Origin of the sequence: Catenovulum sediminis, assembly GCF_007289895.1 — a bacterium.
In the GTDB taxonomy this organism is placed as follows: Bacteria; Pseudomonadota; Gammaproteobacteria; order Enterobacterales; family Alteromonadaceae; genus Catenovulum; species Catenovulum sediminis.
In genome coordinates this window covers 373,445-391,652 of the sequence record NZ_CP041660.1, presented here as the reverse complement: position 1 = coordinate 391,652, position 18,208 = coordinate 373,445, and the positions used below count along the sequence as shown (strand labels likewise).

At 43.2% G+C, this 18,208-nt stretch carries 30 protein-coding genes; 25 read left to right on the top strand and 5 right to left on the bottom strand.

All coding sequences use genetic code 11. The features are described 5' to 3' along the window. Positions 1 to 3 precede the first annotated feature (3 nt). From FNT16_RS01610 to FNT16_RS01590, 5 genes are read right to left on the bottom strand one after another with little or no spacing between them, the layout of a single operon-like run. Complete coding sequence (locus tag FNT16_RS01610; protein ID WP_143869909.1) at positions 4 to 297, bottom strand: MarR family transcriptional regulator; 294 nt, start codon at positions 295 to 297, stop codon at positions 4 to 6. Next, on the bottom strand, positions 290 to 769 hold the full coding sequence (locus FNT16_RS01605) for a hypothetical protein (protein ID WP_143869908.1): 480 nt from the start codon (positions 767 to 769) through the stop codon (positions 290 to 292). The genes FNT16_RS01610 and FNT16_RS01605 overlap by 8 nt, the downstream gene beginning before the upstream one ends. Continuing rightward, the gene (locus tag FNT16_RS01600) at positions 762 to 1,184 is read right to left on the bottom strand and encodes a hypothetical protein (RefSeq protein WP_143869907.1); all 423 of its coding nucleotides are present in this window, start codon (positions 1,182 to 1,184) and stop codon (positions 762 to 764) included. The genes FNT16_RS01605 and FNT16_RS01600 overlap by 8 nt, the downstream gene beginning before the upstream one ends. Further along, entirely contained in the window at positions 1,177 to 1,533 is a 357-nt protein-coding gene (locus tag FNT16_RS01595; protein ID WP_143869906.1) for a hypothetical protein, read from the bottom strand. Before FNT16_RS01595 ends, FNT16_RS01600 begins: the two co-directional genes overlap by 8 nt. Before the next feature lie 14 nt (positions 1,534 to 1,547). Further along, the gene (locus FNT16_RS01590; protein WP_143869905.1) at positions 1,548 to 1,805 is read right to left on the bottom strand and encodes a helix-turn-helix domain-containing protein; all 258 of its coding nucleotides are present in this window, start codon (positions 1,803 to 1,805) and stop codon (positions 1,548 to 1,550) included. Between the two features lie 123 nt (positions 1,806 to 1,928). On the opposite strand from FNT16_RS01590, the gene FNT16_RS01585 reads away from it, so the two are divergent. The 25 genes from FNT16_RS01585 (at position 1,929) to FNT16_RS01465 (ending at position 18,194) form a co-directional block, all read left to right on the top strand. Further along, positions 1,929 to 2,303: a helix-turn-helix domain-containing protein gene (locus FNT16_RS01585; RefSeq protein WP_143869904.1), complete on the top strand. Its 375-nt coding sequence runs from the start codon at positions 1,929 to 1,931 to the stop codon at positions 2,301 to 2,303. Positions 2,304 to 2,325: 22 nt separating this feature from the next. After that, positions 2,326 to 2,925 (top strand): ORF6C domain-containing protein, encoded by a 600-nt coding sequence (locus FNT16_RS01580; RefSeq protein WP_143869903.1) that lies wholly within the window; start codon positions 2,326 to 2,328, stop codon positions 2,923 to 2,925. 75 nt (positions 2,926 to 3,000) lie between these two features. Then, positions 3,001 to 3,504, top strand: coding sequence for a DUF4124 domain-containing protein (locus tag FNT16_RS01575; protein ID WP_143869902.1), 504 nt, complete (start codon positions 3,001 to 3,003; stop codon positions 3,502 to 3,504). A gap of 77 nt (positions 3,505 to 3,581) precedes the next feature. Further along, a complete protein-coding gene (locus FNT16_RS01570) occupies positions 3,582 to 4,061 on the top strand; it encodes a hypothetical protein (protein WP_143869901.1) in 480 nt (159 codons plus the stop codon). Positions 4,062 to 4,073: 12 nt separating this feature from the next. Beyond that, on the top strand, positions 4,074 to 4,949 hold the full coding sequence (locus FNT16_RS01565; protein ID WP_143869900.1) for an LAPAL motif-containing putative phage structural protein: 876 nt from the start codon (positions 4,074 to 4,076) through the stop codon (positions 4,947 to 4,949). A gap of 244 nt (positions 4,950 to 5,193) precedes the next feature. Continuing rightward, complete coding sequence (locus FNT16_RS01560) at positions 5,194 to 5,547, top strand: hypothetical protein (protein WP_143869899.1); 354 nt, start codon at positions 5,194 to 5,196, stop codon at positions 5,545 to 5,547. Between the two features lie 190 nt (positions 5,548 to 5,737). Next, positions 5,738 to 6,166, top strand: a complete 429-nt coding sequence (locus tag FNT16_RS01555) for a glycosyl hydrolase 108 family protein (protein ID WP_185976657.1) — start codon at positions 5,738 to 5,740, stop codon at positions 6,164 to 6,166. Between the two features lie 108 nt (positions 6,167 to 6,274). Then, positions 6,275 to 6,499, top strand: coding sequence for a hypothetical protein (locus FNT16_RS01550; protein ID WP_143869897.1), 225 nt, complete (start codon positions 6,275 to 6,277; stop codon positions 6,497 to 6,499). Then, entirely contained in the window at positions 6,492 to 6,716 is a 225-nt protein-coding gene (locus tag FNT16_RS01545) for a TraR/DksA C4-type zinc finger protein (RefSeq protein WP_143869896.1), read from the top strand. The genes FNT16_RS01550 and FNT16_RS01545 overlap by 8 nt, the downstream gene beginning before the upstream one ends. Before the next feature lies 1 nt (position 6,717). Beyond that, on the top strand, positions 6,718 to 7,029 hold the full coding sequence (locus FNT16_RS01540; RefSeq protein WP_143869895.1) for a DUF2730 family protein: 312 nt from the start codon (positions 6,718 to 6,720) through the stop codon (positions 7,027 to 7,029). Next, positions 7,019 to 7,324 carry a VpaChn25_0724 family phage protein gene (locus FNT16_RS01535; RefSeq protein WP_143869894.1) on the top strand — a complete coding sequence of 102 codons (306 nt, stop codon included), beginning with the start codon at positions 7,019 to 7,021 and terminating at the stop codon, positions 7,322 to 7,324. Before FNT16_RS01540 ends, FNT16_RS01535 begins: the two co-directional genes overlap by 11 nt. Continuing rightward, entirely contained in the window at positions 7,321 to 7,917 is a 597-nt protein-coding gene (locus FNT16_RS01530) for a DUF3486 family protein (protein ID WP_143869893.1), read from the top strand. The genes FNT16_RS01535 and FNT16_RS01530 overlap by 4 nt, the downstream gene beginning before the upstream one ends. Next, entirely contained in the window at positions 7,910 to 9,484 is a 1,575-nt protein-coding gene (locus FNT16_RS01525) for a terminase large subunit domain-containing protein (protein ID WP_143869892.1), read from the top strand. Before FNT16_RS01530 ends, FNT16_RS01525 begins: the two co-directional genes overlap by 8 nt. Positions 9,485 to 9,516: 32 nt before the next feature. Then, a complete protein-coding gene (locus tag FNT16_RS01520; protein ID WP_143869891.1) occupies positions 9,517 to 11,097 on the top strand; it encodes a DUF935 domain-containing protein in 1,581 nt (526 codons plus the stop codon). Then, on the top strand, positions 11,097 to 12,557 hold the full coding sequence (locus tag FNT16_RS01515) for a phage minor head protein (RefSeq protein WP_143869890.1): 1,461 nt from the start codon (positions 11,097 to 11,099) through the stop codon (positions 12,555 to 12,557). The genes FNT16_RS01520 and FNT16_RS01515 overlap by 1 nt, the downstream gene beginning before the upstream one ends. After that, positions 12,554 to 12,745 (top strand): hypothetical protein, encoded by a 192-nt coding sequence (locus tag FNT16_RS01510; protein WP_143869889.1) that lies wholly within the window; start codon positions 12,554 to 12,556, stop codon positions 12,743 to 12,745. The genes FNT16_RS01515 and FNT16_RS01510 overlap by 4 nt, the downstream gene beginning before the upstream one ends. Beyond that, on the top strand, positions 12,745 to 13,191 hold the full coding sequence (locus FNT16_RS01505; RefSeq protein ID WP_143869888.1) for a phage virion morphogenesis protein: 447 nt from the start codon (positions 12,745 to 12,747) through the stop codon (positions 13,189 to 13,191). The genes FNT16_RS01510 and FNT16_RS01505 overlap by 1 nt, the downstream gene beginning before the upstream one ends. 263 nt (positions 13,192 to 13,454) lie before the next feature. After that, positions 13,455 to 14,558 carry a phage protease gene (locus FNT16_RS01500; protein ID WP_143869887.1) on the top strand — a complete coding sequence of 368 codons (1,104 nt, stop codon included), beginning with the start codon at positions 13,455 to 13,457 and terminating at the stop codon, positions 14,556 to 14,558. A 46-nt stretch (positions 14,559 to 14,604) separates the two neighbouring features. After that, on the top strand, positions 14,605 to 14,979 hold the full coding sequence (locus FNT16_RS01495; RefSeq protein ID WP_143869886.1) for a hypothetical protein: 375 nt from the start codon (positions 14,605 to 14,607) through the stop codon (positions 14,977 to 14,979). Between the two features lie 46 nt (positions 14,980 to 15,025). Then, the gene (locus FNT16_RS01490; RefSeq protein WP_143869885.1) at positions 15,026 to 15,919 is read left to right on the top strand and encodes a Mu-like prophage major head subunit gpT family protein; all 894 of its coding nucleotides are present in this window, start codon (positions 15,026 to 15,028) and stop codon (positions 15,917 to 15,919) included. A gap of 84 nt (positions 15,920 to 16,003) precedes the next feature. Continuing rightward, positions 16,004 to 16,264 carry an HI1506-related protein gene (locus FNT16_RS01485; protein WP_143869884.1) on the top strand — a complete coding sequence of 87 codons (261 nt, stop codon included), beginning with the start codon at positions 16,004 to 16,006 and terminating at the stop codon, positions 16,262 to 16,264. A gap of 6 nt (positions 16,265 to 16,270) precedes the next feature. After that, positions 16,271 to 16,690 (top strand): gp436 family protein, encoded by a 420-nt coding sequence (locus FNT16_RS01480; RefSeq protein ID WP_143869883.1) that lies wholly within the window; start codon positions 16,271 to 16,273, stop codon positions 16,688 to 16,690. Next, on the top strand, positions 16,690 to 17,115 hold the full coding sequence (locus FNT16_RS01475) for a phage tail terminator protein (protein WP_143869882.1): 426 nt from the start codon (positions 16,690 to 16,692) through the stop codon (positions 17,113 to 17,115). The genes FNT16_RS01480 and FNT16_RS01475 overlap by 1 nt, the downstream gene beginning before the upstream one ends. A 2-nt stretch (positions 17,116 to 17,117) precedes the next feature. Beyond that, entirely contained in the window at positions 17,118 to 17,873 is a 756-nt protein-coding gene (locus FNT16_RS01470) for a phage tail tube protein (protein WP_143869881.1), read from the top strand. An 87-nt stretch (positions 17,874 to 17,960) separates the two neighbouring features. Continuing rightward, positions 17,961 to 18,194: a hypothetical protein gene (locus FNT16_RS01465; protein WP_143869880.1), complete on the top strand. Its 234-nt coding sequence runs from the start codon at positions 17,961 to 17,963 to the stop codon at positions 18,192 to 18,194. The last annotated feature ends 14 nt before the right edge of the window (positions 18,195 to 18,208 follow it).

The following is an 18,208-nucleotide window of genomic DNA, read 5'->3' as shown; positions in this document are numbered from 1 at the left end:
CCCCTAAAAACCAGCGTATGTAGACGCGTCTTGGCGTAATTGCTCTCGCGCAACACGCAGCGAATGTTCAACTTTATGTGAAATGCCACCCACTTTAGGTGTTAAACGATATAAACGATTATTGTGAGGGGTTTTCTCTAACCACTCAGCTTGAGCAAGGTTGCTCAGAATGCGACCCGCTTCGGTGCTTTGAACGTTTAATGCCTTCGCTAACTCTGCTTGGCTAATACCGTGTGCAATGTGCTCAGACAAAAATTCAATAGCAGATAAGGTTCTAATAATTTGATTACTAGCCATTGTGATCTCCTAGCAAATCTGGCTGCTTAAAATGTTCTAATTCCGACTTGTGGTAAGCCAAATCTTGTAGCATTGCCATAATCATGTTGGTTGTTTCATCAACACTACATTCACCGTTGTAAAAGTTGATAATTTGACTACCCACTTGAGCCAGTGCGACTTGTAGCTCGGCTAACTCTTTAGCTTCGGCCTTGCGCCCAGTTGGAATTTTTACAAGCATAAACCCCTGTGAAGCGGCGCTATACTTGGTAAACAACGGAATACCACAAGTTTGCTCAAACGCGATCAGGCGATTAACCGGCAATTTGGCATCCGCCAGGTAGCCATACATTTGCGATTTACTCGCCATCCCAAGTCTGTCCATAATGCGTTCAACGCTTAAATTGTGCTTTTCTTTGGCGTGTTGTAGGCATTTATCTAAGGCGTCCACTGGATCGTGGCCCGACACATACTTCCAATTTCGTTTAGGCATGTTTGCCTCCAGACATACTAATAACCGTTCGTCCGTTGTCGTTGCGCTCACGTACAAAAACAAACTCACAAATGTCCAGTTTCGATGTGACCAAACTGCTGCTTAAATTAGCGGCATACACATACAACGAAAGGGCATCAAAATGGCTACCCGAATCGAAAAACCAACACAGCTTCAAAGTGAGCAAATTGGCTGGCCGAGTCAGCTTGGCTTTATTGGGTTTACGCAAACACGCAAGCTGTTCATCACTGGCAAGCAAATCAGTAAAGTCAGGTGTTTGATTAATACTTTGCTGAGTTACCCGCCACACCAGCGCGTGCTCTGTGTTCAATTGGGGCTGAGCATTGGGTGCGATGTTATGCTTGCTTTGCAAACCTTGGTTTGGCGTAAGTGGCTTATAGAGCAAACTATCCATATCTCACCTCCTTGTTGGCTTGACTATTTACTACAGCCAGTCGAACTGACGGAAAACACGCAGCGGTTTTTTGTCGGCTTTCCAAATAATGCGGAGGTGTGATAATGCCAAGTATTTCTAACTTTCTGCGTAACTCGCGGCAATATCTTTTACTGACACCCAGCGCGGCAGCCATGTTTTTAAATTGCATATCGGTTTGGCATAACTTAGCCAAGTTACGCAATAAGCGGCGGTGCTCGGTGCTAATTCGCTTAGCTAAAATTAAGCTGTGGCAGGCTGCCAATTGCTGCTTTTGTTGTTCGCACAGCTGCAACAATTCAGCGTGCGTTAAGTTATTTAAGTCGTTCATTGGGGGCGTCCTTGTTAACTGGCAAGCAGCTGCTCTAACTCAGCTTGTTTTTCTTGTTGCTGGCGAAGCTTTGCGTATGTTTGTACTTCGGGAAAAACCTCACAAACAGGTTTACCAATGGCTTTTGCTAACTTCTCAGCAATGAAATTTGAGGTGATATGGCGATTAATTACGCCACTAACAGTGTTGGGAGACTTGTTAATAGCACGGGCAAGCATTGCAAGTGTGTAGCCCCGAGCGTTTAATTCGTCTTTAATTTCTTGTGGTGTCATTGTATATTACCCTCTTGTTTGTGCTTTGTTGCAAGGGTTTGGCGATTGTTGCAACAAGGCGTGTTTAAGATGTTTTAAATATAGTGCCCAAATGTGGGCATGTCAACATAAAAGTGACCATATATGGGCAGTTTTTTGCAATCAGAACGAAAACGGCTTGGCCTAACTGCGTCTGATGTTCAACAACAAATTGAAGTAGGCCGCTCTACGTACACCCGCTGGGAGGCTGGACAACCTATTCCTTCTGATAAGTTGAATGCACTTGCCAGCATTGGTTTTGATATTGGCTTTGTTGTTACTGGGCATAGATCGCAAGTTGATGAATCTGCACTGGCCGATTGCATTGAAATTCTTGAAGACGTAATACAAGAGACAGGTAAGCACTACACGGCTACCCAAAAAGCAAAAATAATAGCCGTACTTTACGAAGAGTACACCGAAGACACCGAAAGTATCACAGCAGAAAAAATTCAAAGGCATTTAAGATTGGTTTCGTAACACTCTGTTCAGGGAAAGGGGTATGGATAGAAAAGAACAATTAAAAGATAAGTTAAGGCTAATAGTCGGGAATGAATGTTCAAGCCCACAAACGACCACGCCAACCAGTATCAATGGTAACCACAATGTAGTCGCAATGGGCAATATAAATATAGAACACAAACCAGCTCCGGTTGTACAAAAACTGGTACCGGGCGAGCAACATATTTCTGATCAGCAAGCATACGAGATAAAACAACTGGTTGAAAAAATCGTATCGCTAGAAAGATATAGCAAAGCTGATGCAGCGAAGCTTGGTTATGCAGGAGTCTGGAGTGCGTTTAAACGTAAGTTTAGAGTTACCCGTTACCAGCTTTTACCAGCAGAACAGTACGAACAAGCAATTCATTACTTATTAAATGAAGTCGGTAAGCAAAGTCAAAATGGCAAAGAACAAAGCCAAAACGAATGGCGTAAGCGTCGCTATGCTTACATTCACACAAATGTTAAAAAGTTAGGGTTGCAGGAAGAAAAAGACGACTACCTAGCCATAAACTTTGGAGCAGCATCGTTAAAAGAATTGAACGATGATGAGCTACAGCAGGTTTATGCGTGGGTGGCTAAAAAGAAACAAGCGCGATAGTTTGTAACTGATTGTAGTTTTAAGCAATTTTTTGTCTTTGAAGTAATTGGAAAATTCAAAACACGGAGAAAGGATATGAATAAATTGGTTATAATTTTGGCTAGTTCGATATTATGTAGCGCTGCACATTCAGCTGTTTATAAGTGTACAGAGCAGAATGGTAAAATTATTTTTTCTGGAACACCATGCAAAGAAAACCAGAATACAGAATTGCTGAATATTAAAGTACCCACGTCTAATTCCCAAGTTGAACATGAAGAAGGCAACACAGAACCCGATTATGTTAGAGAGAGTAAGGAAATTTCTCATAGGCTTAAGATAGAAAGCGTTAAAAGAAAAATCAGAAAACGTGAACGCGAAATTAACTTTTTGATGGATGAAATGGACGCTAAGTTATCCGCTATTAGAAAGAAAAAGTCATATGCTTCCAATAATTTAGCAGGTGCTGAATGGGAAACTTCGTTGAGTGCAGAGATGCAAGCCATAACCTCTCAATATAATGTCAGGGTTGAAATGGAGCGTGAGAAAATTAAGCAGCTTAATAGTCAACTTGCCACTTTGGAAAGTAGCACAGAGTGATTTTTAGCTGATTTTATGAAGATTATTTAGGTTTAAACAATAATGGTTTTTGGAATTAACTAGTGATGGAGAAGGACATGACAAAGTATAGAAATTTATTGACCGAAATTTACGGTGATGAAATTGGTGATGTAGTTGGCTGTGGTTTAGATAGGCTAAGCAGTGAAGTTTGCGATACGGTTATTACCAACGCTGTGATATTTTACTCAACTTTTAAAAATCAAATTAAAACGTTTCCTATTGGCGCACGCCGAGAAGCCATTCAATATTATGTTGAATCGGGTTATCAGGTTCCTGAGTATATTTTATCGCGATTTAGCGATGATTTGGCGAAAGCGATTGATAAGAATTCTTATAAAATCGAATTTTGGAAAGTTACTGCTGGTAGCGAAAAACAAGATGGAATCCTTGATTCCGTTACAATTAATGGACAGGAAATTGTGTCTTTAGTAAAGGAATATGCAATGGCTACCAATCGTTCCATGAAAACTATTCAGGATGTTGAATCAATTTTGAAAGAAATGGCCTGTCACAATGTTAATAGTATTAACGATTAAAGGGTAGATGGAATGAATAACAAAAACGTGTTTAGCTTATTTTATGACACAGTGTCGACTGACGACCATACAATTGATGCTTCGGTTTTAGGAAAGAGCCTAATATCAATTAGTGAATCAATTGAATTTGCCGACAAGTTCATAAATGGGGAAGATTCTGAAGTTAAAATTAAAGTTGTTGCAAGTCATGAGGGCTCATTCGGCGTCGAATTTGAAGTGGTTCAAATTTTGCAAACAGCCAAAGATATTTTAAAAATTATAGGTATAACCGCAGGGGCTGGAGCCGCAAGTGCTGGAACGGTATTAGGAATTATTGAAGCACTGAAAAGTCGAAAGGTAGTAGCTACAATTGACAATGATCAAGGCAATTCTACTATTGAGTTGGATGATGGTAGTTTTGTTGAATGTACTTCAGAAGTTAAAAAACTTGTCACCAACTCGGTTTTTAGGAGTAAAATAGAACCTGCTTTTGTTAACCCTTTAACGTCGGAACCTGGCAGCAAAATTAAATTTGTAGACGAAAACCAAAACGTTTTGCAAGAATTTGAATCAGAAAGATTGACGCATTTTAAGAAAACATCTAAACAGACAATTGTTGAAGAAACTTTCGAAGATAAAGAGGTTGAATTGAGATTTACACAAGTAAATTTTGAGTCTAAAAATGGCTGGAGAGTTGATTATTTGAACGAGAACCTTGGTGTTCGGATGAATGACGAAGGCTTTCTTGCTCGAATTAGCGAGAGAAAAGAAAATTTTGTAAAAGGTGACTTGTTTAAGGTGATCCTCAGGAAGTCTACTAAAATTGAAAGTGGTAAAGCACCAAGTGAGAAACTTTCGATTGAAAGAGTCGTGAGACATCGAGTTAATAAAGAAAGGAAAATTTTGTAAATTTATATGAATACTGAACTACACCACATTATCTTTGAAATAGGTTTATACATTGGCCTCATGTGCATGTCGCCAATGATTTTCCAATTTTTTAGATTGTTGTCACGTTTTGCAACGTTGTGGTTGTGTCATCCTGAAGCAGAAATTACAGTGAAAGAAAACGGCCAATCAAGGACGATTAAATTTAAGGGCAAAAAAGACAGTGAAATTGTAGATGTACTTGTAAAGTTGAAAAAGGATTGCAATGAGCGAAAATAAAAAAGCCAATAACGCCTCTTCAATTTTCACTACTTCAGGCTTGTCGACCGTTTTTATCTCACTGTTTGAGTTGTTTCTAGTTGGAGATGTAAAGTCTGCCCTAATAATTCTGAGCCCTATTTTTTCAGGTCTTTTAGTTTTTCTTTGGCAGATTTTTTATGCTCAAACGATGTGCCTACCGCCTGGAGCGTATGTCACGTTAAAGAGACTTCAGAAGCAAGCCAAGCATATTGAATCCTGCCTTGAATCGGCTATTCAAACTAAAGACAAGAAATACTGGAATGAACAGTTACTGGAAAATCAGAAAGCTATTAGTAATTTATATGATGTATCTAAATAGATTGCGGTTAACTAAAAAACTTAAGTAACAAAAATCCTTTAACCCAAGTTACATGCCCAAAAACCACGCAATAATCCATTCTATAGCCACGTTTTTAAACCAAATCCGTGGCTATTATGACTCCCCAAAAAAACACCTAATTTTACAGGCTGAACATCCCAGTTTTGATATTTCAAAATTTGCATTTTTAATGCAGTACCCCAGCGCCTTTGTCGATGCAATGCTGTTTGTGTTAGTGGTTGAAGGCGCATTAAAAAGCAATGGCGGCCAAACTAACCACCATAACGACAAAGGCGGTTTAACCCGCTTTGGCCTCAGCCAAAAATACAATAACGAAATTGATGTTACCCAGCTTACGCTCGAAAGCGCCGTGGCGCATTATTACAAAAAATACTACCTCACACCTCGTATAAACCTATTACCCCACTACATACAGCCAGCTGTGTTTGGTGCATACGTTAATGCAGGTGTAGACGAATCCATCAAGTTTTTGCAAATAAGCTGCGGTGCCGCGGCCGACGGTGTCATAGGCCCGCAAACCATTAGCCATGCAAAAGGTCGCAAACCCAGTACATTACTAGCCGATTTTTTAAGCCGTCGGGGGCGGATTATAGCCTGACTGCTGCGAGCGATTGCAGCCAGTCGGGCTATTTACGTGGTTGGTTACGTCGCACCTATTTGCAGCTTCAGTATTCCATTGCCATTTGTGAAGAACAGGAGGCCGCTCATGGTTAAAGTGTTTCGCGCTGTGCTAATTGCGGTATTAGAAAAACTGCTCATGGCCGCCATTACCGTTGATGTGCTTTTGCCACTGGCTATCAAGCTACTGCGCAAAGCGGCTTCACTTTCCACCACCAAAGTGGATGACCAGTGGGTGGATGGCATAGAAAACCAGTTAATCAAAAATGGTGATTTACCACCCCAAGAAAACAAGGACACGTCAAATGGATAATGCCGACAGAGCGCAAGCGCTTATTGATATGCGATTAAACCAAGCTCTACAAGCCAACAAAGCTAAATTTACCGGTGCCGACGTAGACGAGATATTTTGCAGAAAGTGCGGCCTAGAAATTCCACAACAGCGACGTGACGCAATTCATAGCTGTAAACACTGCATCGATTGCCAGCAAATAATCGAACGGCGGCAACGGCAGCAACTGGGGAAATAACATGGATTTTATACTGGAGTGGTGGAAAGCCTTTATTGCCATAGCCTGCGCCATAGTTGCTGCAGGCGCGTTGGCTTGGTTGCGTAGTACATTTGTAAGCAAAAAAGAGTTTGAGCAGCACAAGCAACGCTTATCCGATATTGAAAAAACAATTGAAGACTTGCCAAGCTCAGACGATTTACACGAGCTAGACAAACGCTTAATAGAGGTCGGCGGCAAAATAGATTCGTTAACACCGCAGCTTAACGACGTTAAAAAACTCACTGACTTATTAATGGAAAACGAACTGAGAGGATCGCGAAATGGCGATTAAGCAAATTAAATCAGAGCACACCCGACTGAGCATCTTAATTGCACTAACTGAAGATGCTGGGTATTCGCTTAACAGCAGCATGATTTGTGATGTTTTAAAACTCTACCATCTAAAATGCAGCCGCGACGAAGTACACACAGAATTGGCTTGGTTAGAGCGCAATGGCTACGTCACACTAGAAAAATTAAGCGCGAATACTTGGCTGGCTACCATCACACAAAACGGTTTTGATGTGGTAGAAGGCAATATTGTTGCACCAGGCATTAAACGTCCTGGACCACGGAGTCAGCTATGAGCGAATCAGTCCGCCGCGGCAAACCCAGCAAAGTTGATCTACTGCCAGAAGATATCAAAAAGCGTTTAGACGAAATGCTACGCGATAAAAGGTTTAGCCAGGGCGAAATACTAGACGAAGTTAACCGGCTTATTATTGAATCCGGCTTAGATGACGGCGCAACCATTAGTAAAAGCGGCCTGAGTCGTCACGCACAAAAAACCGAGGCCATTGGCCAAAAGCTGCGTGAACTGCGTGAGTCAACCAAAGCGTTAACCGCAGAACTGGGCGAAAAGCCAACCGGTGATACAACTAAACTCATTTTAGAGATGGGCCGTTCACAGTTGTTTAAAGCCATGCAAAAACAATTGATGAACCCAGACGAAGATGACGATGTTGACATAGGCATGATCAAAGATGCCATGTTAGCTGCCCAGCGTTTAGAAAACACCGCAATGGCCGCACATAAACGCCAAGCTGAAATTGAAAAAGCCTATGCCGAAAAACTGGCTCAACAACTGGACGAAAAAACCAGCAACGAGTTTGTACCCCAGTCACGTGAAGAAATGCTGGCGTTCTTTAAACATGACATTTTGGGTTTGAAACATGACTGAGCAAGCCCCACTTTCTAAAATTGCGGGTTCATTAGCAATTGCGCTGCAATCAGATATTTTATTTGGTTATCAAAAAGAATGGATGCAAGACCAATCCGTTATCAAAATAGCGGATAAATCACGCCGTACCGGTTTAACCTTTGCTGAAGCTGCTGATGATGTAATGTGTGCCTCACAGCCAGTAAACGCGCAAAATACCTATTACCTTGGCTCAGATAAAGAAATGGCCAAAGAGTTTATAGATGCTTGTGCCTTTTGGGCGCGTAAACTCAACATGGTCATGACCGAAATTGAAGAAAGCATCTTTGAAGACGAAGATGAAGACGGCAATAAAAAAAGCATTAAATCGTTTGAAATTAAGTTTCCCCACTCGGGTAAAAAAATACTCGCGCTTAGCTCAAACCCTCGTAACTTGCGTGGCCGTCAAGGTAACGTGGTTATTGACGAGGCAGCATTCCACGACAGATTAGACGAAGTATTAAAAGCGGCAATGGCGCTGACCATGTGGGGCGGCAAGCTGCGTATTATCTCAACCCATAACGGCGTTGATAACCTGTTTAATACACTTATCACTCAAGCCCGCCGCGGTGAGAAAAACTATTCAGTACATCACATACCCATTGATAAAGCCCTCAAACACGGGCTGTACAAGCGTATATGTTTAATTAGCGGTCAAGAATGGTCGCAACAAAAAGAAGACAACTGGCTAAAAGAGCAAGTTAACTTTTACCCAACCGAAGAAGCCGCCAACGAAGAGCTGTTTTGTGTGCCTAGCCAAGGTGCAGGCCAGTACCTAAGCCGCCGAGTGCGTGAGCGTGCGTTATCCGAACATTGCAAAGTTGTGCGCTATACAGCACCAAAAGACTTTGAAATATGGACAGAAGAGCAGCGCGTAACCGATGTACAAAAATGGTGTGAAGATCAGCTGCTGCCATTACTTGAAAAACTCAGGCCAGACTTAAGCCACGCCTTTGGTGAAGACTTTGCCCGCAAAGGCGATTTATCTGTATTCAGTATTGGTGAAATTAAACAAGATACCAAGCTTGAAGTACCGATTATGGTTGAGCTGCGTAACGTAACTTACGATCAGCAGCGCCAGATTATGTTTTATATAACCGAGCGCTTGCCACGCCTGCGCGGTTTAGCCTTTGATGCCACGGGTAACGGAGGCTACTTAGCAGAAGCCGCCATGCTTAAATTCGGTAGTGAAATGGTGGATTGTGTTCACCTTTCACAAAACTGGTACCGCGAATGGATGCCAAAAGTTAAAGACTACTTTGACATGGCCAATATTGCTCTACCAAAAGACCAAGACGTATTAGACGACCTAGGCCAAATCAAACTTAAAAACGGTATAGCGCAAGTAGATAAAGGTAAAAACGAAGGCAGCGATGGCAATAAACGCCACGGCGACGCTGCGATATCTATAGCCATGTTAGTACGCGCCGCAGAAATGGACGGCAGTGCCATAGAATACACAAGTTTACCCGGCAAAGGCGGTTTATACGGCCAAGCCGATGACGATTTAGATGACCTACCCAACACAGGTACAGGTGGCTGCTGGTAACAGTAAGCGGCTTAAACTCCCCGAGGCAAAAAATGAAAACAAGCAAAATACTAGATAAATGGGGCAACCCCATTAATGTTGAACTAGACGAACCACAAACCGAATCCAGCGCTAAACTTGCCCAGTTGCACAACCATTATGGCGAGCATCCAAGTGGCGGTTTAACCCCAAGCAAAGCAGCGCATATTTTGCGCGAGGCCGAACGCGGCCAATTAATTGCCCAGTGCGAACTCGCCGAAGACATAGAAGAAAAAGACGCCCACGTACAATCAGAGCTAGGTAAACGCCGTCTCGCCATGCAGTCAGTACCTTGGAATATAGTGCCGCCACCAAACGCCAGCGCAGCCGAACAGCGTGACGCAGAAATGATAGAAGAGCTTTTGCGCAACGCCACATGGTTAGACGAAGCCATATTTGATGCAGGCGACGGCATATTAAAAGGCTTTAGCAACCAAGAGCTAATATGGGACTTTTACGACAACACCCACGTTATAGAAGCCTGCGAATATCGCGACCCATCTTGGTTTCAAGTAAACCCAGATAACCGCAACCAAATAACCTTGCGCGACGGTTCGCACCAAGGCGAAGCCCTGCGGCCATTTGGCTGGTTGGCCCATCAACACAAATCTAAATCTGGCTATTTATCGCGCCACGGTTTAATTCGGGTATTAGTTTGGCCATTCTTATTTAAAAACTACTCAGTGCGCGATTTAGCCGAGTTTTTAGAGATATATGGCTTACCGCTGCGCTTAGGTAAATACCCAGCCGGAGCCACCGAAAAAGAAAAAATGACCTTGCTGCGTGCGGTTATGAGCATAGGCCATAACGCGGGTGGCATTATACCCAAAGGCATGGAGCTTGAATTTGAAAAAGCAGCCGACGGCGCTAGCGATCCCTTTATGGCCATGATCAACTGGTGCGAAAAATCACAAAGTAAAGCCATACTGGGCGGCACACTCACCAGCCAAGCCGACGGTAAAACCAGCACCAACGCACTGGGCAATGTACACAACGAAGTGCGCACCGAAATACGCGATGCCGATTTAAAACAACTGCAAAACACCTTAACGCGCGATATTGTTTACCCACTTTACGCGCTAAATGGCAAAACATACCAAAACCCACGCCGTTGCCCACGCTTTGAATTTGACACAACCGAACCGGAAGACATAGCGCAATTAGCCGACCCACTTAGCAAATTTGTGGAAATGGGTATGCGCATACCAACCCAATGGCTACACGAAAAAACTAAAATACCAGTCGCTAATAAGGATGAGGCTGTATTGAGTTTTTCTAACATTCAGCCCGTTAATAAAAATGCTGAAAATGCTGCACTGCGCAATATAGCAGTGCTAAAGCAGCAACCTGAAGCTGAACCAGACAGCGCTGACTTATTAACTGAACAACTTAAACAAAAAGCGGCTCCTGCATTAAATCAATGGCTGGGCCGTATTGAGCAAATGGTTGAAGATGCTACCAGTTTGCAAGGTTTAATGGATGAGCTCTTAACGCTGGAAGATGAGTTAAGCGATTCAGAAATGATTAGCGTGATGCAACATGCATTTGCCACAGCTGAATTAGCTGGCCGTTTTGATGTTCAGGAAGGTGAATAATGCCTAGCGCTCAGTATGGCAGCTTACCCTTTAAACCTGCCATTGCGTTTTATCGCAATAAATTAAACCTGCCAAGTGAGCGTTGGGCCGATGTATGGAAAGCTCAGCATAATGTGGCTTTTACAGTTGCGGGAGCCACTAAAACCGATTTAATTGCCGATTTTAGATTAGCGGTTGATGATGCTATTGCCAACGGTAAAAGTTTATCCTGGTTTAAATCTGAGTTTAAAAATATTGCTAAAAAGCATGGTTGGGAATACAACGGCTCACCCGGTTGGCGTTCTGATGTGATTTACCAAACCAATATGCGCCAGGCATATAATGCAGGCCGATATGAGCAACTGCAAAACTTTGAGTTCTGGCGGTATGCGCATGGCGATAGTTTGCATCCCAGACAAGATCACTTGTTTCATGATCAGCGCATACTACCTAAAACTGATCCATGGTGGCAGGTGTGGTTCCCACAAAATGGTTGGGGCTGCAAATGCAAAGTGTTTGGTGAAAGCAAACGCAGCTTAAAACGCAAAGGTTTAACGCTATCAGAATCACCCAAAATAGAGCGCTATGAATGGGTAGATAAAAAAACAGGTGAAGTTCATCAGGTACCCAAAGGCATTGATCCGGGCTTTGATTATTCGCCGGGACAAACCAGCCACTTAAAACAAGTTAAAAAAGAAGTTAAGAAAAAACCACCATTGGCCGAACGTTTACCAAAACGCATTGTGCCATCTGCGTTTAGTACGGTTCGTGGTGTTGATGCAGCCGGTATCGATAATCTGGTTAAGCAGTTGCCGGATAAACAGCAAAAAGAACTGGCTGATTTTTTAAAACAGAAACAAACCAAAACCGTGTTTGTTAAACAAACAGAAATGGGCCGTGGCAAAGCATCACAAAAAATTGCGCCAGATATTGCGGCTTATTTAGGCGTAGATGATTTTTATGCCAGAATGCAGTTCACAACCCGACAGCCCAAATACGTGGGCGGGTTTACCAGCGTTGGTTTTGAGCATGTTGTTGTTAAAGTTTCAGCTAAGAACAGCCTCAAAAAAGCAAACATGCCCGGTATTTTAAAAGAAAGTGAGCAAGTGCTGGAACGTTCCCAAACTAATACCGGGCCAGCTGAGTTTACAGTTAGGAACCGTCCCGGAAAAACCTATAAGCTAGATTGGACAATTAGCGATGCAGTGGAACGGGTAGACAGTGACAATTCAGCAGTATTTGTTACCTGGCTGCATGAGCTGGGCCATCAAGTGCATTATTACGCGGGCGCACCAGAGTTTGCTAACACCTTATCGTTCGTAACCAAATACGGCGCAGTGAATAAGTTTGAAAGCTTTGCCGAAAGTTTTACGGCTTACATGTTGGCACCTGCTAAACTTAAAAATTGGCAACCTGAATTATATGAGTTTATTGAGCGCAGTATACAAACCGCCATTACTTCAACGGAGAAAAAACGATGACATTGTTAGAGCAAGCAACAGCCTTATTTGATGTTGATATAACCGTAGATACCGCTCGCAAATTATTAGAGTTGGAAGAACAAGCCAACGGTAATGAGGCAAAAAAAATCAGTGAGTTGTTTGAAGCATTTGCCGCAGCTGCTTCGGAAGAAGTTTATAAAGAAGCATTTCGAAAAGGGTATATTTAATGGCGGGCGCTAACGTATCCATTGATTTAAATGGCGACAATAAAATTGTGGATGTGCTACAAGATATGCTTGATCGTTCCATGAATTTAGAGCCCGCGTTTAATCAAATTGGTGAATATCTAATTGAGTCACACCAAGCCCGCTTTGAGCTTGAAATTACGCCCGATGGCGATTTGTGGGAACCACTATCACCCGAAACTTTAAAAGCAAAGACACCTGAAAATAGAATATTGCAAGACTCAGGTACGCTACGTGATAAGTTAAGTTACGAAATCAGTGCAACCAGTTTAAATTTTGGTACTAACATGGAATACGGTGCCACTCATCAATTTGGCCGTGAAGCAGACGGCATACCGCAACGCGAATGGTTGGGTTTAAGCACCGGCCAATGGAATGACGAAACCGAAATACTAGACATTTTAGGTGATTTTTTACTAGATGAATAAAACGCCCTGAATCGCATTTTAAGCGCTCCATTTATTTTTTGCTTGTCATTGAGCGTTTTAAGATGAAACAATAGCTCAGAAATCGACAGAAATTCAAACAGCAACATTTCCGCAGCGCTTTTTTACCCCACACGCCAAAAATCAACCAATAACCATTAAAAACCTTTAACTCAGGTTATATGACCTAATCAGCTTCAGCGCATTAACCTACAGCTCAATCGAATTGATTTGTTTAATCAAGATCACGGTTTAGGAGCTGAATCATGTTTGAAAACCCGCTTGCCATATTAACCGCAACTCAACTGCCGGGCATGGCTGTATTAACCAGTGAGTTAAATACAGTTGATAACGACGGCTGGGTGCAGTTGTTACCCGATGGCGAGTTTAGTGCAATTGATGGCCGCCCACATGACGTACCCAATAAAAAATGGAAACTCACCCCAGAGCGCGCACAGCAGCTTATTAGCCAAGCGCAATTACGTGCAAACGACTTAGTAATTGATTACGAACACCAAACCCTACAAGCCGATAAAAACGGCAATCCAGCGCCAGCCAGCGGTTTTTTTAAAGATATGGAATATCGCCCCGGCAAAGGTTTGTATATAAAACCAAAGTGGACAGAACGCGCCCAGGCGTTTTTGAAAAATGGCGAGTATCGCTATATCTCTGCTGTTTTTCCATATGACAAAACCACAGGTGAGCCAACTGAAATAAGAATGGCGGCACTTACTAATTACCCAGGACTAGACGGCATGGACGCTATTGCTGCTTTAGCCGCTGAAAAATTTACCCAACACCAACCCAACACGGGAGCACCCGAAATGAATAAGCACTTAAAAAACTTACTGGCCAAACTTGGTATTGAAGTTGGCGATGAAATGACCGACGAACAAGGCATTGCAGCGTTAACTGCGTTAGCCGGTTTACAAGCCAAAGCGCTGCAAGCAGATGAGTTAACCGACCAGGTTGCTGCGTTAAAAGCGAATCCGGGCAATGTCGATTTAGCTCAGTACGTACCTATTTCAACTTATAACGCGGTTGTCGGTGAACTGGCCGTATTGCGCCAAGACTCAAACACCCAATCAATTGAAAGCTTAATTGAAGATGCTCAGGCCGACGGCAAAGTTGTTGCAGCCGAAGTTGAATACTTAACAAAACTTGGCAAAGAAAATGGCGTTGCAGTTTTAAAGGGCGTGCTTGATGCACGACCAGCGATTGCTGCATTAAAAGGCAAACAAACCACAGAAACCAAACCGCCTCAAGATGACAACGCCAAGGGCAATTTAACCGCAGAAGACCTAGCCGTGCTTAAAGCGACTGGATTAACTGAAGACGAATTTATGGCTGCGCGTAAAGCCCAGGCGTAAGCCAAAGCTTTATTGCATTTTAATTCAAAAAGTAAAGGTAAAGACTATGCCAGCAAGAAGACAAAGCGGTAAACGCGCCTACCCAGTAAAAGCAGGCGCAGTGTTAACAGGTAATCGCCCTGTGTTATTGGCCGCAGGTTTAGCTATTGCGGTAACAGATAACAACTCAGCCTTATCGGCAGGTGTTGCAACCATGCTCGCAGACAATGCCAATGGCGCTGATAGCGCAATTATGGTGGAAGTAGACACCGGCGAACACAAGTTTCAAACGTCTGATATTACCGCCGCAAACGTAGGGCAAACAGCCTACTTTGTGGATGATGGTGAGGTGTCCATTTCATCTAGCACCAATACACGCGCCCCAGCGGGCAAAATAACACAAGTCGACACTGACGGCGTGTGGGTTGAGTTGGGCGTTTAACCGCTTAACTAAAACTGTAACCAAATTTACAAATTAGGAGCCAGCAATGGACATTACTAAACAAACCTTATCGTCACTTTATACCGCAGTAAACGCCGCTTTTGCGCGCGGTTTAGCCATGCACTCACCACAATGGTCGAGCATTGCAACCGAAATGCCTAGCTCAACCAGCCAAGAAAATTACGAATGGCTAGGTGAGTTTTCAGCGCTTAAAAAGTGGATTGGTGACCGTCAAATAAACAAAGCAAAAGCGCACAGCTATGCCATTAAAAACGAAAAATACGAAGGCACAGAAGGCATACCAGCCGATTACATAGAAGATAACCGCTACCCAGCTTTAATGAAAAAGTTTGAAGACATGGGTTATGCCGCACAAACACATCCTGATCAACTTGTTTTTGCATTATTAGCAAACGGCTTTACCCAAACATGTTACGACGGCCAAAACTTTTTTGATACCGACCACCCGGTCGGTAAAGAAGGCCAAGAAGAATCAGTTTCAAATATGCAAGCAGGTTCAAACCCCGCATGGTTTTTGTTAGACACGCGCCGCCCATTAAAACCGTTAATTTTTCAAAAACGCCGCGACTATCGCTTACAAGCTAAAACCGATGCGGGCAATTCAGACCACGTATTTATGACAGATGAATACTTGTACGGCGTAGATGCGCGGGTAAACGCGGGCTTTGGATTTTGGCAATTAGCCTTTGGTTCGAAAGCCACGCTAGACGAAGACAATTTTAACAGCGCAATGGAAACCATGATGGGCTACAAGTCAGACCAAGGACGCAAGCTAGGTGTCATGCCTAACCTGCTTGTGGTTGGCCCTAAAAACCGTGCAAAAGCCAAAAAGGTTATTGAAGCCGAAAACAAAGCGCAAGGTGAAAGCAATACCAACTACAAAGCCGTTGAAGTGTTAGTTGTGCCTTGGCTTGAATAACAACCCTTGGAGCAGGCGCAAGGATGAACCTTGGGCAAGGCAGCCCATTTTTTAAACTAAATCTGAACATAGGAAAAACATGAAATGGCGAAACGCTTACAAATACTTTGCAGTGCACCTACTGGCTATCGCCGAGGCGGCGTCAAACTCAACAATGGTGTTAACCAGATTGCGGCAGATAAGTTTACCCAAACGCAAATGCAGCAACTCAAAGCTGATCCGAAACTCAGCGTATCTGAAATTGAAGATAAACCAGATTCAAGTGCAGATTCGTCGGGGAACGTGGACGGTGACACATCATCAAGCCGTGTAACTCGTAAATCGAAAGCAACTGCCGCGGAGTAACCCAATATGTATGCGACTCTAGTGGATATGGTAGCGCGTTTCGGTGAAGACGAGCTTATTTTACTCGCACAGCGCGACGACAGCAGTGTTGAGTTTGATGAGGTTGTAAACCAAGCCCTGCAAGACGCAACAGCCGAAATTAACGGCTATATCGCGGGTCGCTATACATTGCCACTTGCGCAAACGCCAGAGGTTTTAAAACGTAACTGTTGCGATATAGCGCGCTACTTATTAAGTGACGACCGCGCGCCCGAGCAAGTCGAAAAACGCTATCAAGCAACCATCCAGTTTTTGCGCAGTGTTGGTAAAGGCGAGCTGAGTTTAGGCTTGTCGAACAACCAACCCAGCGAAAATGTTGGTACAGTTGCAGTGATTATGTCAGACGGCCACACATTCAGCCGCCAAAAAAGCAAAGGATTTATCTAATGTTGGATATTGGCGACAACTACTTAGCGGCAGAGTCGCACTTAATTAGCGTGCTTGAAAAGGTTGAAGGCTTTAAAGATGTGTGTTCAACCAATGATTTGGCAGAAGTAGAAGAGCGCAGCCAAAAAGCGCCTTGCGCCCATGTTATTTATTTTGGTGACCGTGTACCTGATGTTTCAAATGGCGGTATACAAACCCAGGTCATGCAAATTTGGCTTGTGGTAATAGCTGTTCGTCAAGGTCGCGACACCAATGCAGAGGCAGGAAAGTTAATACGTGCAACGCTACAGCAACTGCAAAAAGACAGTTTTGTGCCAAAAATTGGCGCACTTAATCGAGTTAATTCACCCGCAAGGCCGCGCTACACTAAAGGTTTTGCATATTACCCACTGGCGTTTAGCGTCAATTTTAGACTAAGAGGATAACCATGAACGGTTTATTATTATCAGGCGACATCTTTATTGATCGTTTAAGCGACACGGGTGTAAGCCAAGGTAAAATCGGGCCTATTAACGTAACGCAGTTAGCGATTAATACGCCTAGTGAACAAATCACCCGCACATCAAAGAAAAAAGCGACTTATGGTCAAGCGTTAGACTCTGTCTCTATCGCTCAACCTGCCACCGTCACAATTGCAATAGACGATCAGCCAGCCGATGTTTTAGCAATGGCATTATTAGGTGATATCGCAACCGTGAACGAAGGCAGCGGTAATGTTACTGATGAAGCGGTTACTATTTTACCAAATGGCCGTTGGACTCAGCTTGCACATAAAAACTTAGCCGCAGCTGGCATTAGTGCGAAATTGGCAAGCGATGAAAGTGCGATAATGGCGGATAACTATGAAATTAACTATGCGCTTGGTTTAATTCGAGCAACTGCAGGCGGCTCGCTAGAAGCGGGTGCAGACATTGAATTAACCTACCAACACAACGCAGTAACCGGCACAAAAGTTAAAGGCGGTATTAAATCGCAAATTCGTATGAATATAACGGGCGATATGAAAAACCTAGCAACGGGCAAACCAGGTCGTTTAGAGATTTTTGAAGCGACAGTGGCACCAACCGACGCGGTTGATTTTATGGCCAGTGAATTTGTCAGCACAACTTTGTCGGGTAATTGCAAATTGGTGTCCGGTAAAGACTCACCATTTGAATATACCGACATTACCCCGTCTGAGTAACACATTTAATTTTTAAAAGAAATATGTAACTAATGAAGGGCTTTTGCCCTTCATCTATTCCGTTAAATACGTGCTGTTAGGTGAATTATGGCTAAAAATCTAGCGTTAGAAATTGCAATTAAAGCTAAGAACTTAGCGAGTGACGCATTTGATAAAGTTAAAAGTTCGCTTACCAGTACATCAGCAACAGCAGGCAAAACCGAAAAATCGTTAGACCAATTAAACAGCCAGCTTGACGAAATAGGTAAAGGCAAAGCAGTTATTGACGAATTTAAACTGCTGAACACTGAAATAAACCAATCTCAAACAAACCTTAAATAGCTTGAAAAAGCGCT

Coding starts and splice junctions, on each gene's coding strand:
- FNT16_RS01580 (WP_143869903.1), top strand. CDS start 2,326: ATGGATAGAAAAGAACAATTAAAAGATAAGTTAAGGCTAATAGTCGGG.
- FNT16_RS01500 (WP_143869887.1), top strand. CDS start 13,455: ATGTTTGAAAACCCGCTTGCCATATTAACCGCAACTCAACTGCCGGGC.
- FNT16_RS01605 (WP_143869908.1), bottom strand. CDS start 769: ATGCCTAAACGAAATTGGAAGTATGTGTCGGGCCACGATCCAGTGGAC.
- FNT16_RS01595 (WP_143869906.1), bottom strand. CDS start 1,533: ATGAACGACTTAAATAACTTAACGCACGCTGAATTGTTGCAGCTGTGC.
- FNT16_RS01585 (WP_143869904.1), top strand. CDS start 1,929: ATGGGCAGTTTTTTGCAATCAGAACGAAAACGGCTTGGCCTAACTGCG.
- FNT16_RS01545 (WP_143869896.1), top strand. CDS start 6,492: ATGGATAATGCCGACAGAGCGCAAGCGCTTATTGATATGCGATTAAAC.
- FNT16_RS01465 (WP_143869880.1), top strand. CDS start 17,961: ATGGCTAAAAATCTAGCGTTAGAAATTGCAATTAAAGCTAAGAACTTA.
- FNT16_RS01565 (WP_143869900.1), top strand. CDS start 4,074: ATGAATAACAAAAACGTGTTTAGCTTATTTTATGACACAGTGTCGACT.
- FNT16_RS01575 (WP_143869902.1), top strand. CDS start 3,001: ATGAATAAATTGGTTATAATTTTGGCTAGTTCGATATTATGTAGCGCT.
- FNT16_RS01570 (WP_143869901.1), top strand. CDS start 3,582: ATGACAAAGTATAGAAATTTATTGACCGAAATTTACGGTGATGAAATT.
- FNT16_RS01550 (WP_143869897.1), top strand. CDS start 6,275: ATGGTTAAAGTGTTTCGCGCTGTGCTAATTGCGGTATTAGAAAAACTG.
- FNT16_RS01530 (WP_143869893.1), top strand. CDS start 7,321: ATGAGCGAATCAGTCCGCCGCGGCAAACCCAGCAAAGTTGATCTACTG.
- FNT16_RS01480 (WP_143869883.1), top strand. CDS start 16,271: ATGTATGCGACTCTAGTGGATATGGTAGCGCGTTTCGGTGAAGACGAG.
- FNT16_RS01520 (WP_143869891.1), top strand. CDS start 9,517: ATGAAAACAAGCAAAATACTAGATAAATGGGGCAACCCCATTAATGTT.
- FNT16_RS01490 (WP_143869885.1), top strand. CDS start 15,026: ATGGACATTACTAAACAAACCTTATCGTCACTTTATACCGCAGTAAAC.
- FNT16_RS01475 (WP_143869882.1), top strand. CDS start 16,690: ATGTTGGATATTGGCGACAACTACTTAGCGGCAGAGTCGCACTTAATT.
- FNT16_RS01560 (WP_143869899.1), top strand. CDS start 5,194: ATGAGCGAAAATAAAAAAGCCAATAACGCCTCTTCAATTTTCACTACT.
- FNT16_RS01600 (WP_143869907.1), bottom strand. CDS start 1,184: ATGGATAGTTTGCTCTATAAGCCACTTACGCCAAACCAAGGTTTGCAA.
- FNT16_RS01525 (WP_143869892.1), top strand. CDS start 7,910: ATGACTGAGCAAGCCCCACTTTCTAAAATTGCGGGTTCATTAGCAATT.
- FNT16_RS01535 (WP_143869894.1), top strand. CDS start 7,019: ATGGCGATTAAGCAAATTAAATCAGAGCACACCCGACTGAGCATCTTA.
- FNT16_RS01515 (WP_143869890.1), top strand. CDS start 11,097: ATGCCTAGCGCTCAGTATGGCAGCTTACCCTTTAAACCTGCCATTGCG.
- FNT16_RS01485 (WP_143869884.1), top strand. CDS start 16,004: ATGGCGAAACGCTTACAAATACTTTGCAGTGCACCTACTGGCTATCGC.
- FNT16_RS01610 (WP_143869909.1), bottom strand. CDS start 297: ATGGCTAGTAATCAAATTATTAGAACCTTATCTGCTATTGAATTTTTG.
- FNT16_RS01555 (WP_185976657.1), top strand. CDS start 5,738: ATGCAGTACCCCAGCGCCTTTGTCGATGCAATGCTGTTTGTGTTAGTG.
- FNT16_RS01540 (WP_143869895.1), top strand. CDS start 6,718: ATGGATTTTATACTGGAGTGGTGGAAAGCCTTTATTGCCATAGCCTGC.
- FNT16_RS01510 (WP_143869889.1), top strand. CDS start 12,554: ATGACATTGTTAGAGCAAGCAACAGCCTTATTTGATGTTGATATAACC.
- FNT16_RS01495 (WP_143869886.1), top strand. CDS start 14,605: ATGCCAGCAAGAAGACAAAGCGGTAAACGCGCCTACCCAGTAAAAGCA.
- FNT16_RS01505 (WP_143869888.1), top strand. CDS start 12,745: ATGGCGGGCGCTAACGTATCCATTGATTTAAATGGCGACAATAAAATT.
- FNT16_RS01470 (WP_143869881.1), top strand. CDS start 17,118: ATGAACGGTTTATTATTATCAGGCGACATCTTTATTGATCGTTTAAGC.
- FNT16_RS01590 (WP_143869905.1), bottom strand. CDS start 1,805: ATGACACCACAAGAAATTAAAGACGAATTAAACGCTCGGGGCTACACA.